Source organism: Martinezella tropici (assembly GCF_008370325.1).
Taxonomy (GTDB): domain Bacteria; phylum Pseudomonadota; class Alphaproteobacteria; order Rhizobiales; family Rhizobiaceae; genus Rhizobium; species Rhizobium tropici_B.
The window spans coordinates 152,420-167,593 of sequence record NZ_VNIP01000004.1 but is presented as its reverse complement, the minus strand read 5'-3'; the positions used below and the strand labels follow the sequence as shown (position 1 = coordinate 167,593).

The following is a 15,174-nucleotide window of genomic DNA, read 5'->3' as shown; positions in this document are numbered from 1 at the left end:
AAACGATTGCCAAATGATAGAACATTGAAATCATTGTGGATTATTCACTGCGGATGCGATCCGCAGGCGATGGTCCCTACCTTTGGAACGGACAGCATCATGGGCTCGACCGAACGGCTTCGCTTTGGCGTGGATCTCGTCACCTTCTTCCATCCCGGCTTCTGGGGTGTCGAGGATTATGACGGCGTCATCGCGCATGCCAACCGTAACCCACGCGCCTTTTGGGACAAGATCCTCGATGCGGTTGAGGTATCCGGCGTCACCGGTGTCGAGCTGACCTTCTCTCCTTTCAACTGGCAGGATGCGACGAAAACCTACGGTTCGGTCGAAGCCTTTGCGAGCGAGCTTGCCAGGCGCGGCTTGACGCTGGCGAGCGGCTTCTTTGCCGAGCTCGAGGCGGCGGGCGATTTCACCGAAGCGTCGGCGCAGGCAGCCATCATCGAAAAGGCGGAGAAGTACGCCGCGTTTCTCAAGGCTTGCGGCAGCGACATCATGGTCATCGGCGCGCCGCTGCGCCAAACGCTCGGCGCCGAGCCCGTTCGGTTCTTCGATTTCGAGCAGGCCCGCAAGATCGCCGACTTTCTCAACCGCCTTGGCGCCACCCTCTACGCAAAGGGCGTGCGGCTTGCCCTTCACACGGAGGCGCACTCGATCTTTGCCGCCTCGCGCGATGTCGATCTTCTGATGCTGCTGACGGATCCCGCCTATGTCCACATGTGTCCGGACACGGCCCACATCATCGTTGCCGGCTCCGATCCGCTTCAGGTGGTCGATCGCCATTACGAGCGGGTCATCATCTCTCATTGGAAGGATGCGCTTGGCCCCATGCCGGTAGATACGCCGATCGACGAGCATATTCACGATCGCCATCGCCCCTATTTCTGCGGCTTTGGTCTCGGCCGCGTCGACTGGCCGGGCTGGATCAGGCTCCTGCGCGACCGCGGCTACCAAGGCTGGGCCATTCTCGAGCTGGACGCCGCACCCGATCCGGTCGGCGACATCGCCAACGGCCTGACGCTCGTGCGGCAGGCATTGCTGCCGATCTATCGCTGATTTCATAAACCGAAGACCAATGGCCCCGCAAAGAGGGCCCTTTTGAAGAGGTGGAACAATGAAGAACACGATGAAATTACTCACGATGGGGGTAGCACTCGCGGCCACCTTCGCTCCGGCCCATGCCGAGGACAAGGCAAAGGCTGAAGTCATGACCTCCTGGACATCAGGCAGCGAAGCCACCGCACTCGATGTCATCAAGCAGGAGTTCGAAAAACGCGGTGGGGTCTGGAAGGATTCGTCCATTGCAGGCTTCGGTGCTGCCGACGCCGCCTTTCAGAACCGGCTGGTCGCCGGCGATCCGCCGACCGCCAAGCAGGCGGTAATCGGCCTTGCCAATGCGGATTTCGTCGGCCAGGGCCTGCTGAGCCCGATCGACGATGTCGCGAAGGCCGGCAAATGGGCGGACGTGCTGCCGAAATCGATCCATGACCTCATCGCCTATAACGGCCAAGTCTATCTCTCGCCCACAGGCGCCCATGGCGAGAGCTGGGTCTTCTATTCCAAGGATGCTTTCGCCAAGGCCGGCGTGAACGAGGAGCCCAAGAGCTGGGACGAGTTCTTCGCCGCACTCGATAAGCTGAAAGCCGCCGGCGTGCAGCCGGTTGCCTGGGGCGGCCAGTCCTGGCAGGAATCCAAGGTCTTCAACATGATCCTGCTGACGCAGGTCGGTATCGATGGTTTCCTCAAGATCTATGTCGACAAGGACAAGGGCGACGCGTCGGTCGGCGGCGTGAAGAAGACGCTCGATATTCTCGGCAAGCTGCGCGGTTATGTCGACGAGGGTGCCGCGGGACGCAACTGGAACGACGCGACGGCCATGGTCATCACCGGCAAGGCAGGCGTACAGTTCATGGGCGACTGGGCCAAGGGCGAATTCGTTGCGGCGGGCAAGCAGTTGGGCAAGGACTACAACTGCATGCTCGTTCCCCAATCCCCGGGCATGGTCTATGTCGCCGACGCCTTCTCCTTCCCGAAAATTGCCGATGCGGCATCGCAGAAGGGCCAGACGCTGCTGGCCGAAGTCGCCATGGACCCAACGGTTCAAGTCGCGTTCTCGCTCAAGAAGGGCTCGGTGCCGATCCGCACGGACGTCGACAAGTCGAAGCTCGATATGTGCGCGCAGAAGGGACTGGAGCTGATGAGCGCCGGCAAGATCGTTCCGGATCAGGCGCTGATCCTCTCACCGCAGCAGGCAGGCGCGCTTAACGACTTCGTCGACGAGTTCTGGAGCAACCCCTCGGAAGACAGCGCCTCGGGTGCCGAGAAGTTCTTCGGGATCTTCGAATAGCGCCGTTGTTTCGGGCCGATCGATGGTGCAATCGTCGATCGGCTCCTCCGTCCCTTTGAGAGAGTTTGCTCATGCAAGCCAAGCGCAGACGTTCCCTGGCTGCGACCTTTGCACTGCTACCGACATGGATTGCTGCGATCTTCGTCTATATCGGTACCATGGTCTGGTCGGTCCGGCTGTCCTTCACGGATTCGACGATCTTCCCGTCGTCGAACTATGTCGGCTTTGCCCAATATATCAGGCTGTTTAAGAATTCACGCTGGTTGGCATCGCTGGAGAACGTGCTGATTTTCGGCATACTCTATGTCGCGGGATGTCTGGCACTTGGCTTCGTGCTGGCAGCGGCCCTTGACCGCAAGGTCCGCTTCGAAAGCGTATTCCGCACCATATTCCTCTACCCCTATGCCATGTCCTTCGTGGTCACCGGTCTGATCTGGCAATGGATGCTGAACCCGACGCTCGGCATTCAAGCGACCGTTCGAGCGCTCGGCTGGCAGGGCTTCGTCTTCGACTGGATCGTCAATCGCGACATGGCGATCTACACCGTGGTCTTCGCCGGCGTTTGGCAGGGCGCCGGTCTCGTCATGGTCATCGCACTGTCAGGCATGCGCGGCATTAGCGAGGAGCAGTGGAAGGCCGCCCAGATCGACGGCATTCCGGTCTGGCGCATCTATCTGTCGATCATCCTGCCGCAACTCGGACCGGCACTTGCGGCATCCGGAATGCTGCTCTCCATGGGCGTGATCAAGACCTACGACCTGATCGTGGCGCAAACCGGCGGCGGTCCGGGCTATTCCACCGAAGTGCCGGCAAAATTCATCATGGACAACCTGTTCGAACGCCAGAACCTCGGGCTCGCCAGCGCTGGCGCCACCGTGCTGGTGCTTTCCGTCGTCATGGCCGTCGCCCCGTTCCGCTATGCGTTGGCCATGCGTGCCAGAAGAAGGGGAGCGCATTGATGACAACCCGCCTCCATCCTCGTGGCTCCAAGCCGTCCAGGCTCAGTGTCGGCCAGATCGGGCTCTACGTCTTCCTGATCCTGTCGGCGCTGTTCTTCCTGCTGCCTCTCTACACCATGCTCGTGACCTCATTGAAGTCGATGGAAGAAATCCGCCAAGGCCATATCTTCGCCCTGCCGGCCGCCATCGATTTCGATGCGTGGAAGACCGCATGGTCGGGAGCCTGCATGGGAACGCAATGCCTTGGCGTGCGCATCGGTTTCTGGAATTCGGTCAAGATCACCGTGCCCGCCGTGGTCATTTCCGTCTTCATCGGGGCAATCAACGGTTATGCGTTGTCGCTGTGGCGACCGAAGGGCTCGAACCTTCTGTTCGGGCTGCTGATGGCCGGCGGCCTGATTCCCTATCAGATCTTCCTCTATCCGCTGGTGCGGCTGCTCGCCAATCTAAGCCTCTACAATTCGGTCGCCGGTGTCGTCCTGGTGCATGTGATCTTCGGCCTGCCGCTGGTCACGCTGCTGTTCCGCAACTATTTCGTCGCCATCCCGGAAGAGCTCTGCAAGGCAGCCCGCGTCGACGGAGCCGGCTTCTGGCGCATTTTCCTCGAGATCATGCTGCCGATGTCGATACCGATGGTGGTCGTCGCCTCCATCTTCCAGTTCACCGGCATCTGGAACGACTTCCTGATCGGCCTCGTCTTTGCCGGGCGCGACAACCTGCCGATGACGGTCCAGCTCAACAACATCGTCAACACTACCATGGGCGAGCGCGCCTACAACGTGAACATGGCCGCCACCATCCTGACCGCCGTCGTTCCGCTCGCCATCTATTTCTTCTCCGGCCGCTGGTTCCTGCGCGGTGTCGCAGCCGGCGCCGTCAAAGGGTAATGCCATGCAGCCTGCCGTATCGGTAAAAGACCTCAAAATTGCCTATGGTGACCATACCGTCATCGAGAAGCTCTCCATCGACATCGCTCCGCGCGAGTTTCTGGTGCTTCTCGGTCCATCCGGCTGTGGGAAATCGACGCTTCTCAACGCAATCGCTGGACTGCAGGACATCCGCGACGGCGAGATATGGATATCGGACAAGAACGTCACCTGGGAGGAGCCGAAGGACCGCGGCATCGGCATGGTTTTCCAGTCCTACGCGCTTTATCCCCGCATGACAGTACGCAGGAACCTTTCCTTCGGCCTGCGCGTCGCCGGCTTGCCCAAGCCGGAGATCGAGGCCCGCATCGCCCGCACAGCATCCCTGCTGCACCTTGAAAATCTGCTCGACAGGCGGCCGTCGGAACTGTCGGGCGGACAGCGCCAGCGCGTCGCGATCGGCCGCGCCCTGGTCCGCGAGGTGGATGTCTTCCTGTTCGACGAACCGCTCTCCAATCTCGACGCCAAGCTTCGCAACGAGCTGCGCGTCGAGATCAAGAAGCTGCACCAGAGCCTCGGCAACACGATGATCTATGTGACGCACGATCAGGTCGAAGCGCTGACGCTTGCCGACCGCATCGCCATCATGAGGGACGGCGTGATCCAGCAGCTTGCGAGCCCCTCCGAGATCTATCACCGCCCCGCCAATCTCTTCGTTGCAGGCTTCATCGGCGCGCCGGCGATGAACTTCATCAAGGGCGAGATTGCGATCAAGGCTGCTGCCCCGGTTTTCGAAAGCAACGGCCTCACCGTCCAACTGAGCGACTATCCCTTTCTGGCGCCCGTCAAACCGGGTCCTGTGACGCTCGGGATCCGGCCGGAACATATCGCCCCGGATGGAGGAACGGGATCCCTGCCCACCATCGCCGGCATCGTCTCGGTGGTCGAGCCGATGGGCGCCGATACCATTGTCTGGTTCGATTGGGCCGGGCAAAGCCTCTCCTATCGCATCATGGGCGACACAGCACTTCCGCCCAGCGCGGCAATCTCACCCTGCATCGATATCGCCAAGGCCTCCCTCTTCGACGCCGATGGCGTCCGTCTTTGAAATATACGGAAAATATCTATGTCTCAGACTGTTTATGACGCGCTGGTCATCGGCTCCGGCGCCGCCGGCTCCTTTGCCGCCAAGGAATTGACCGCTCAAGGCCTTTCCGTGCTTTTGCTCGAAGCCGGCCCGGCGGTGAGCCAGAAGGATTTCGATCCGGCGCGCAAGAAGCTGCCGGCCAGCAGCATCAACATCTGGGAGCGCGCACGCGCGACGCTGAAGGGGCAACCCATTCAGGCGCGCGCCGCCTTCTTTACCGAGCGCTTCAGCCATTTCTTCGTCAACGACCGGAAAAATCCCTATACGACCCCGAAGGATGCGCCTTTCCTTTGGATTCGCGGGCGGCAGGGCGGCGGCCGCCTGCACAGCTTCGGCCGCGTGCTGCTGCGCTGGACGGATGACGACTTCAAGATCCGGTCGAGAACCGGCAAGGGCGTGGACTGGCCGGTCGGCTATGACGACCTCGTGCCTTACTACGAAGAAGTCGAGACCTGCCTCGGCCTCAATGGCAATCCCGACGGCGTGGAGACGCTGCCGGACGGCATCTATATCAATCCGGCGAAACTAACGCCGGCCGAACAGGTCTTCAAGAACGAGGTGGAGGGCCGCTGGCCGCAACGGCATGTCGTGTCCTGGCGCTATATCGCGCCGGATGCGGAACGCACGCCGAAACCGTTGAGGGAGGCGCTTGCGACCGGACGCCTGACCATCCGCCACGACGCCATTGTCCGCCGCATCATGACGGACGAGCAAGGGGATCGCGCTACGGGCGCAGAGTTCATCGATCGCGTCACCGGCAGGGTCGAGACCGCGCGCGCCAACCTCGTCGTGCTGTCGGCGTCGCCGATCGAAAGCGTGCGGCTGCTTCTGAATTCGGCATCCCCGCGCCATCCCGAAGGCCTCGGTAACAGTTCCGGCGCGCTCGGGCGTTATTTCATGGATCAGCTGCCCTGCCTTGCCTTCGGTTCCTTTTCCAAGGCGAAGGGATGGGCGGTGGATGATTCCGCGCCCGTCGATCCATTCTACAACCCCTCGGGAGGCATCTTCGTGCCGCGTTTCGGCGCCGGCGATGCAGGGCGCGGTGATTTCGACTACCAGGGGAGCATCGGCCGGGCACCCACGCCCGATGACGAGCCGGCGCGGCTGGCATTCTTCGGCTTCGGCCGCATGCTGCCCTATGCGGATAACCGCGTAAGCCTCAACGCGCGGCGAAAGGACGCTTGGGGGATTCCCGTTCCTCATATCCGCTGCGTCATGGGCGAGGAGGAACATGCGCTTCTGCGCCAGCAGGAAGAGGTGCTGATCGAAATGGTGCGCAGCGTCGGCGGAGATCTGGAGTTCATCGGCTCACCCACCGGCCTCAGGGAAATGGGGCGCGGCGCTTTCCCGGATGCCGATCCCTTCAGCCGCTTCATGTTCCGCAAATGGTTCCGCAAGACCATGTGCATGGGCGCGGCAATTCACGAGACGGGCGGCGCGCGGATGGGGGATGACCCAAGCAATTCCGTGCTCAACCCCTATAACCAGCTTTGGGACGCACCCAACGTCATTGTCACGGACGCCAGCGCATTCCCCGGCAGCGGCATCGCAGGCACGACCCTCACCGTCATGGCCTTGACGATCCGCGCATGCCGGAATCTCATCGGCCAGTTCTAGGAAAATCACGGGAGCCGCAATCGGAAGAACGCGGTTCCCTTCTCCGAGCCGCAGCCGCCTTGCGCTGGGATTGAACCGCTCTCGAGCGATCGAGGCCCTGGGCAGGCCCTTCACATTGCTCCTCTCGCAACCTCCTCGACGAATGCGAGAAATGCCCTCACTTTCGCAGGTGGCAGATGGCGGGAAGGATGATAGGCGTAGAGTGGATAGTGCTCATCCGACCAATCGGAAAGGATGGGCACGAGTTCGCCTCGCGCGAGGAAAGGCGCAAGCCCGATCGACAGGCTCTGAAAGATGCCCTGCCCCGCAACGCAGGCGGAGATCGCAACGGACGGGTCATCCAGCATAAGACGGCTTGAGATTTTAAGCTCCATGCTCTCGCCTCTGCGCTGAAACTCCCAGGGAAATGGCAAGCCGCTTTGGGGATCGCGAAAGAGAAGCGCTTCGTGATGCGCAAGATCATGCGGCGAGCGCGGTTCACCATGCCGCTTGAGATAGGATGGGGCAGCGACCGTCATCACCCGGGTCTCCAGGAGCTTGCGGACAATGAAGGATGACGTGTCCGGAGGACCGAAGCGCACTGCCACATCGATCCCGCTCATCATCTCCTCACGGTAGTTGCTGGTGGAAAGATCGAGCGATAGCTGCGGATGGCGAGCCAGAAACTGCTGCAGCTCGGAGGCAAGAACGGTTCGTGCGAACCAGGGGTCGACCGAAACGCGCAGCCGTCCCCGCACCGCCGACGCTGTCCCCGAAACCTCGGCGGCCGCCTCTTCCAGACCGCTGAGAAGTGGAATGACCTGCGAATGAAATCGGCGCCCTTCCTCGGTGAGGCTGACCTGCCGAGGGTTTCGATCAAACAGCCGTACGCCGACCCGCGCCTCCAGCCGCCCTATCGCCCGGCTGACGCCCGACGGGGTCAGCCCCAACATCTCGGCCGCCCGCGCGAAATTTCCCGCTTCGGTGACTGCGGCCATGACGCCAATACCGGTCAGAAGACGAGTATCGAACACACTTTATCTCCGTTGCCATACGGGTCGGTGGCGCCAAGGTGCGCATAGTGATTTTTAGTCATCTTAGCATTGATATTAATGCGCGTGAATCACGGCTCTTTGGAGCTTACAAGCAAGAAGTATTCACGCAGTCGACCTCCACGACGCCTTCGAGCATGGCTTTTGCCAGGCTCGCCCGGGCTTGTGCTCTGTCAACTCAACCGTGTCCCTGGAGAATTATCATGTATGCAATTACCGGAATCACCGGAAAGGTGGGCGGCGCGCTGGCGCGGGAACTCATTGCCAAGCAGCAGCCGGTCCGCGCTGTCCTTCGAAACAAGGCGAAGGCGGCGGAATGGCGCGATCGTGGCTGCGATATCGCCCTGGCGGAGATGGATGACGAGAAAAGTCTTGCTGCGGCCTTCAGCGGAGCCGATGGCGTTTTCATTCTGCCGCCTTCCGAATTCGATCCGGAGCCGGGCTTTCCCGAAGCCAGGCGCGTGATCGAAGCGGTGGGTAATGCACTTTCCCAGGCTCGCCCCGGCAAAGTCGTATGCCTGTCGACCATTGGAGCGGATGCACCATACGAGAACCTGCTGAGCCAGCGCACATTGATGGAGCGGGTGTTGAGCGGTCTCGATCTTCCGCTCACCTTCCTGCGGCCCGGCTGGTTCATCGAAAACGCGATATGGGATGTGCCATCAGCAAGGGACGAAGGCGTTTTGCGTAGCTTCCTTCAACCCGCCGACAAGGCATTTCCGATGGTCGCGACGCTGGACGTCGGAAAATGTGCCGCGAGCCTGCTCATCGAGGATTGGAGCGGCATCCGGATCGTCGAGCTCGAAGGAGCGGTTCGCGTATCGCCGAACGATCTGGCCCGCGCCTTCGCTGCAGAGGTCGAACGTCCTGTTCGTGTCGAGATCGTGCCGCGTGAGAGCTGGGAAGAGATTTTTCGAGCCCAAGGGGCGCGAAATCCCCTCCCGCGCATTCGCATGCTGGATGGTTTCAACGAAGGTTGGATCGAATTTCGCGACCAAGGCCGATCGGCCGTGAAGGGGACAACGCCATTCGAGCATGTCATCCACGAACTCGTACAGGGAAACCGCGTTCACGATCAGGATTGATGCAATCGAGACGTCTCGGACCGCTCCCGGTCCTCATGGACACTTCGAAGCTTCCTCCGCCGGCGGAGGCTTCTGCTAGCCGGTGATCGAAAGCCGCTCGATCCCACGCCCATTGTTCGCCGGCTTTACCCGACCCGTTCTTGCGCCGTTGCGAACAAAATCGCTCACCGCCCAGGAAACACCGACAGTTTGAAGATGCGCCGCGTTTTCTATTCCCATTTTGATCAAAATTGCCAACCGTTCGGCTAGGATGTCGCGCGAGTGTTCACTGTCATCGAACCACGGCTGTTTGGTGATGCTGGTCAATACTTTTTGGAGTGTATCGGTCTGCTTAGGCGACAGACAGCCACTCATAACACGGCGAAAACGCTCCATTACGCATTCTCCAAACGCTATCGCTCGTGTCGTTTCGCGAACTGCTGCATCTTCGAAGGGAATTTGCCTTATTGGCCTGGGTGCCATCAGGCCCTCTTCCCCCGATCGACGCTTGCCGACGATCCACTCTCACATTGCGATCACCCTGCCTTCACGGCTTGGGACATTAGGCAGATCCCTATCCCGGTTCCTACGTCCATTTTTGACGAGCGACGGATACAGCAAGCATCAGCGTGGGCATTTGGACACCTTTTGATGGTGCTGTGGAGCGGTTCGCTCTATCAAGTCAGTGTGCGTCCGGCGACAATGAAAGGGGCATATTGATTGCCGCCGGACGCTGCACTCTTCGGCTCGCGGGTGGCATCCGGGCCGACAATTAGAATATTAGCATCAAGCGTAAGTCTGACGTACCTACCCGAATGGGTTGCTGCATTCGCCTGCCACCTACCCGCCGGAGGGGAGCGCATGCCTCCACCTCGAAATGGTCGGTAGAAGCGATCGGAATGCCGGTTGCCTCGGCGGCGTTTTTGCAATTCATCGCGCGAGCCGCGCCGCTATGCTTCCTGTACGAAATGCCCCGGAGAAACCTCCCGGTAGGTCCGTTTCGGCGGCTCGTAATCGAGCGGCCTTACCGCACTCTTGATCTCATCCGAAGGCTGCGGCACCAACTGGCCACGACGCGACGGATCCGGGATCGGCACGGCCGAAATCAGCCGCCGCGTATAGGGATGCTGGGGATTATCGAAGATCGCCGCACGCGGGCCTATTTCAACGATTTCTCCAAGAAACATGACGGCGACCCGATGGCTTACCCGCTCCACGACCGCCATGTCATGGCTGATGAAGAGATAGGCGAGCTGACGTTCCTCCTGCAGCTCAAGCAAGAGGTTGGAAACCTGCGCCTTGACCGAAACGTCGAGCGCCGAGACGGCCTCGTCCGCGATGATAAACTTCGGATCGAGCGCCAGCGCCCGGGCGATCGAGATACGTTGACGCTGGCCGCCGGAAAATTCGTGCGGATGGCGGTCGGCCATCTTCGCTGACAGCCCGACCTGTTCGAGCAGCTCGCTGACCCGCCCCTTCGCTTCACGCCTGCCTATCACGCCATGGGCAAGCATCGGCTCCGCGATTGCCGAGCCGATGGTGATACGCGGATTGAGCGATGCAAACGGGTCCTGAAAGATCATCTGCGACGTGCGACGCATCGCGCGCAATTCGCGTGTATTCGCTTCCGTAACGTCCCGCCCATCGATCATGACAGAGCCGGCGGTTGGATTGATCAACCGGATGATCGCGCGACCAGTCGTCGATTTGCCGCAGCCGGATTCGCCGACCAGCGAAAGGGTTTCGCCGGGACGCAGATCGAACGAGACACGCTCGACGGCATGGATGCGGCCATTTGGCAGGTCGAACCGGACCGAAAGATCATCGACCTTGAGAATGGGTGCAACCGCCTCGGAAACGCCGCGCATTTCGCGGCCGTCGATCGCTTCTCCGCTCGCCTGATCGACCTCGGGAAAGCGTTTGGGCGCCACGGCATTGCCCATCGTGCCGAGCCGCGGAATAGAAGCAAGCAGCGATTTCGTGTAGACGGCCTTCGGCGCGGCGAAAATCTCGCGCGTCGGGCCGGTCTCGATCATCTCGCCGCGAAACATGACGACCGTGCGGTCGGCGATTTCAGCAACGACACCCATGTCATGCGTGATGAAAAGTACGGCCATGTTCTCTTCACGTTGCAACTCGCGAATGAGGTGAAGGATTTCCGCCTGGATCGTGACGTCGAGCGCCGTCGTCGGCTCGTCGGCAATCAGCAGCTTGGGCCGGCAGGCAAGCGCCATGGCAATCATGACGCGCTGGCGCATACCGCCCGAGAATTTATGCGGATATTCGTTCAGCCGGGTTTTGGCTGCGGGAATGCGCACGCGCTCCATCAGCCGCACGGCCTCGGCCTCGGCCGCGTGCCAGGAGAGGCTCTGGTGCAGCACAAGCGCCTCTGCGATCTGGTTGCCGATGGTGAACACCGGATTGAGCGATGTCATCGGCTCCTGGAAGATCATGCCGATCGAACCGCCGCGAACCGAGCGCATTTCCGCCTCGGAAACCTTGAGGAGATCCTTGCCGGAAAGCAGGATCCTGCCTTCACTTCGCGCCCTGTCTGAGGGCAGAAGACGCATTGTCGAGAGCGCCGTCACACTCTTGCCGGAGCCGGATTCACCGACGATGGCGACGGTTTCCCCGGCACCGACCTGCAGATTGATATCGCGGATGACGGCACGCCAGCCCTCGCTCGTCCTGAACGACGTCGTCAGGTCCTCAATGGCGAGGACAGGCTGGGTGGCGGAGGTCATGTCGGTCATGATCAGCTCTCCTTCACAAGACGCGGATCGACCAGATCGCGCAGGCCATCGCCGAGCAATTGCAGCGATAGGACCGAGAAGACGATGGCAAGGCCGGGAAAGACCATGAGCCAGGGCGCATTGTTCATGAATTCCCGGCCGGAAGCGAGCATGGTTCCCCAGGTTGGAGTGTCGGAGGACACGCCGACGCCGAGGAATGAAAGGCTTGCTTCGGCCAGCATGGCGGAGGCGAAGACGAAGGTGGCCTGCACCAGAATGGGTGACGCCAGATTGAGTAGGACGTGGCGACACAGGATCTGCCAGGTGGGCAGACCCATAGCGATCGCCGCCTCGATGTAAGGTAGTTCCCTCAAGACCAAGGTCGAGCCCCGGACGATGCGGGCCAGTCGCGGCGCATAGGTGATGCCAAGCGCCAGGATCACGGTCACCAGCGACGGTCCGAGCGCTGCGACCAAGGCGATCGCAAGCAGAATGTCGGGAAACGACATCATTGCATCGAGCAGGCGCGAAATCGGCGCATCGAATTTGCGGAAATACCCCGCAATGACGCCAAGAAACACGCCGAGCACCGTCGAAATGCACACCACCCCGAGACTGACCAGCAGCGAAACGCGGCCCGCGAAGATCGCGCGCGAGAAGATGTCACGCCCGAATTCGTCGGTACCGAAGATATGAGCCTCCGATGGCCCCTTGAGCTTGTTGATGATCGACAGCTTGTTCGGCGCGTAAGGGGCAATCCAGGGCGCCAGGATGGCGGCAAGGATGACGACAAGCAGAATGATGGCGCCCAGCAGCATGGCGCGATTGCCAAAGAGGCGTCGCAGGCTTGCGGCAAACGGCAGAGTGAAAGAACCGGCCGTCATAGACGCACCCTGGGATCGACGAGAATATAGAGCATGTCGACGATGAAATTGATGAGGACGTAGATGGCGGCGACCACCAAAAGCGTGCCCTGGATCACCGGATAATCGCGCCGCAGGACGGCGGACACGACCAGATTGCCGACACCGGGCAATCCGAAGACGGTTTCCGTGACGACGGCGCCGGCGACAAGCATCGCAACGGAGAGGCCGATGACGGTAATGATCGGAATCAGTGCATTCTTCAGTGCGTGCTTCAGGATGACGCGGCGTTCGCTCGCACCCTTGGCGCGGGCGGTGCGCACATAGTCATCGCCGAGCACATCCAGCATTGCGGCCCGCGTGAAACGCGTGATCATGGCGGAGTTGACGATACCCAGAGTGATCGCCGGCAGGATCAGATGGTGCAGGCGCTCGAGGAAGCCGGTGTCCGGACCGCCATATCCGGAGGCTGGAAACCAGCCCTGGCCGACGGCCAGGATCTGGATCAGCATCAGGCCGAGCCAGAAACTCGGCACACTCGCGGCCACCATGGTCAGAATAACGACGATCTGATCGAAGAGCGTTCCGCGCTTGACCGCCGAGATGATCCCGACGGGAAGCGCGATCGCCGTGGCGATCAGAATGGAGAACAGCGTCAAGAAGAAGGTGGGCTCGGCGCGGGCGGCAAGCGCCTGCGTGACCGGCTGGTTGAGAAAGATCGATTGCCCGAGATCTCCCTTCAACAAGCCGAGAACAAACTGGACGTATTGAACCAGCAATGGCGCATCGAGCCCCATCTTGGCGCGCAGCTGCGCGATATCCTGCGGCGTGGCGTCGGCCCCCAGCATCACGGCCGCCGGATCGCCCGGGGTAACCCGGACGATGATGAAGACGACCGTGACGACGAGCGCGAGCACAATCACCATGCCTCCGAGACGTCTCAAAAGCGCCTGGGCGATCTTTGCCATGTGCTTCGAGCCTTATTTCTTGGGAGTGACGTTCCAGAAATGCGGCCAATAGGTCGGCATATAGCCGGTGACCGACGCGGAAATCCCCGAAAGGGCATTGAAGTTGCCGACCTTGTAAAGCGGCGCGTCATCGTAGATCACGGTCTGGATGCCCTCCCAGGCCTTCTGCTTGGCATCGTCACTCGTGGCGTCCATATAGGCCGAGACGGCCTTGGCCTTCTGGTCGGACACGTACCAGCCGGGGTAGCTGTCCGTGATCGTATTGATCGTCGTGGGATCGCCGGGGAAGTTGGAATGGGTGATGAAGATATCCCACTCCTTCGGATCGGCGCGGCGGGTGGTCAGGGTCGCCCAATCGACGACCTGCATGTCCACCTTGAAGCCTGCAGCCTCCAGATAGGCCTTGGCGACCTCGCCGATCTTATAGTGGAATTCATACTGACGGCTGGTCAGAAGCCGCAGCGGTGTGCCGTCATATCCCGCGTCCTTCAGAAGCTTCGCCGCGGTATCAGGATCGCCTTCGCCGTAGCGGACAACACCGGCGTCGGTATGCCAGAAGGACCCCTTCGGGAAGAAAGAACCATCGACGCTGAAGAAGCGCTGGTCGTTGAAGGCGGCAAGCATCATGTCGGAAGAGTTCAGCGCGGCCTGCACGGCCTGGCGCAAGGGCTTCTTCACCAGCAGACCTTGCTTCATGTTCATGTTGAGCGAAACCCACCCGGTATTTTCGAAAATCACGGGTTTAGCGTTGCCGCTTTTCTCGACGCGCTCATAGGCGCTGACCGGCAGAGAGTCGGCGAAATCGAACTGTCCGGAAATCAGGCCTTCGACGCGGGTATTGGCATCCGGCACTGGTACGAAACGGATTTCCTTGGCGATCGCTTCGCGTTTGCCGGCATAGTTGTTCGGCTCGCCCTCGGGTGACTTATAGCCATCAAAGCGGACAAGCTGGGTGTATTGGTCGGGCTTGCGCTCCTTCAGCATATAGGGGCCGGTGCCGATGAAATCGGCAAGCGTATCGGCGACCTTTTCCGAAGGAAGGATGATCGAGGACTGCGACAGTGTTGCCAGCAGCGGCGCATAGCGCGACTTCAGCTTGATGACAACGGCATGATCACCGTCGGCCGTCAGGCTATCGATAATGCCGGCAACCTGCTTGCCCTTGGAATTGACGGTCATCCAACGCTTCAGCGAAGCGACGACGTCTTTAGAGTCAAAGTCACTGCCATCGTGGAACTTGACGCCTTCGCGCAGCGAAATGCGATAGGTAAGACCGTCATCCGAAATCGTCGGCATGGCGGCCGCCAGCAGCGGAACGGATTTCCACTGGGCATCGTAGGTATAGAGCGTCTCGAAAATGTGCTGATCGACGGTCAGCACGATGTCGGTCGGCGTCTGCATGGCATCGAGCGTCGGCAATTCACCGATGGTGGCGACGGTCAGGACGCCATCCGAGGATTGGGCGGTCGCCAAGCTGCTTGTGCCTGCAAGCATGGCCAGCGTGATCAAAACGAATGCGCTCTTCTTCATCTCATTCCCCTTCTATTTTCGTTGGCATTTGGTCGAGTTCGTTTCTTTTAAGG

Annotated in this window: 13 protein-coding genes; 7 read left to right on the top strand and 6 right to left on the bottom strand. The window is 60.6% G+C overall.

Annotated elements, in window-relative coordinates; all coding sequences use genetic code 11:
- Positions 1–99 precede the first annotated feature (99 nt).
- The 6 genes from FP026_RS06565 (at position 100) to FP026_RS06540 (ending at position 6,933) form a co-directional block, all read left to right on the top strand.
- Entirely contained in the window at positions 100–1,053 is a 954-nt protein-coding gene (locus FP026_RS06565) for a sugar phosphate isomerase/epimerase family protein (protein WP_149633823.1), read from the top strand.
- Between the two features lie 58 nt (positions 1,054–1,111).
- Entirely contained in the window at positions 1,112–2,344 is a 1,233-nt protein-coding gene (locus FP026_RS06560; RefSeq protein ID WP_149633822.1) for an ABC transporter substrate-binding protein, read from the top strand.
- 71 nt (positions 2,345–2,415) lie between these two features.
- Complete coding sequence (locus tag FP026_RS06555; RefSeq protein WP_149633821.1) at positions 2,416–3,303, top strand: carbohydrate ABC transporter permease; 888 nt, start codon at positions 2,416–2,418, stop codon at positions 3,301–3,303.
- Entirely contained in the window at positions 3,303–4,190 is an 888-nt protein-coding gene (locus FP026_RS06550) for a carbohydrate ABC transporter permease (protein WP_149633820.1), read from the top strand. Before FP026_RS06555 ends, FP026_RS06550 begins: the two co-directional genes overlap by 1 nt.
- 4 nt (positions 4,191–4,194) lie before the next feature.
- Positions 4,195–5,277, top strand: coding sequence for an ABC transporter ATP-binding protein (locus tag FP026_RS06545; RefSeq protein WP_149633819.1), 1,083 nt, complete (start codon positions 4,195–4,197; stop codon positions 5,275–5,277).
- Between the two features lie 18 nt (positions 5,278–5,295).
- On the top strand, positions 5,296–6,933 hold the full coding sequence (locus FP026_RS06540; protein ID WP_149633818.1) for a GMC oxidoreductase: 1,638 nt from the start codon (positions 5,296–5,298) through the stop codon (positions 6,931–6,933).
- A 110-nt stretch (positions 6,934–7,043) separates the two neighbouring features.
- Here the strand turns inward: FP026_RS06540 and FP026_RS06535 are convergent, their stop codons facing one another.
- Positions 7,044–7,946: a LysR family transcriptional regulator gene (locus FP026_RS06535; protein ID WP_246665269.1), complete on the bottom strand. Its 903-nt coding sequence runs from the start codon at positions 7,944–7,946 to the stop codon at positions 7,044–7,046.
- Positions 7,947–8,167: 221 nt separating this feature from the next.
- Here FP026_RS06535 and FP026_RS06530 point away from each other — a divergent pair, with 221 nt between their 5' ends.
- Complete coding sequence (locus FP026_RS06530) at positions 8,168–9,049, top strand: NmrA family NAD(P)-binding protein (RefSeq protein WP_149633817.1); 882 nt, start codon at positions 8,168–8,170, stop codon at positions 9,047–9,049.
- A 75-nt stretch (positions 9,050–9,124) separates the two neighbouring features.
- Here FP026_RS06530 and FP026_RS06525 read toward each other — a convergent pair whose 3' ends face one another.
- From FP026_RS06525 to FP026_RS06505, 5 genes are all read right to left on the bottom strand, one after another.
- Positions 9,125–9,424: a hypothetical protein gene (locus FP026_RS06525; protein WP_149633816.1), complete on the bottom strand. Its 300-nt coding sequence runs from the start codon at positions 9,422–9,424 to the stop codon at positions 9,125–9,127.
- Between the two features lie 554 nt (positions 9,425–9,978).
- Positions 9,979–11,772, bottom strand: a complete 1,794-nt coding sequence (locus FP026_RS06520) for an ABC transporter ATP-binding protein (protein WP_432444105.1) — start codon at positions 11,770–11,772, stop codon at positions 9,979–9,981.
- A gap of 11 nt (positions 11,773–11,783) precedes the next feature.
- Positions 11,784–12,644 (bottom strand): ABC transporter permease, encoded by an 861-nt coding sequence (locus FP026_RS06515; RefSeq protein WP_149633814.1) that lies wholly within the window; start codon positions 12,642–12,644, stop codon positions 11,784–11,786.
- Positions 12,641–13,582, bottom strand: a complete 942-nt coding sequence (locus tag FP026_RS06510) for an ABC transporter permease (RefSeq protein WP_149634102.1) — start codon at positions 13,580–13,582, stop codon at positions 12,641–12,643. Before FP026_RS06510 ends, FP026_RS06515 begins: the two co-directional genes overlap by 4 nt.
- A gap of 21 nt (positions 13,583–13,603) precedes the next feature.
- Positions 13,604–15,121 carry an ABC transporter substrate-binding protein gene (locus FP026_RS06505; RefSeq protein ID WP_149633813.1) on the bottom strand — a complete coding sequence of 506 codons (1,518 nt, stop codon included), beginning with the start codon at positions 15,119–15,121 and terminating at the stop codon, positions 13,604–13,606.
- Positions 15,122–15,174: the final 53 nt, after the last annotated feature.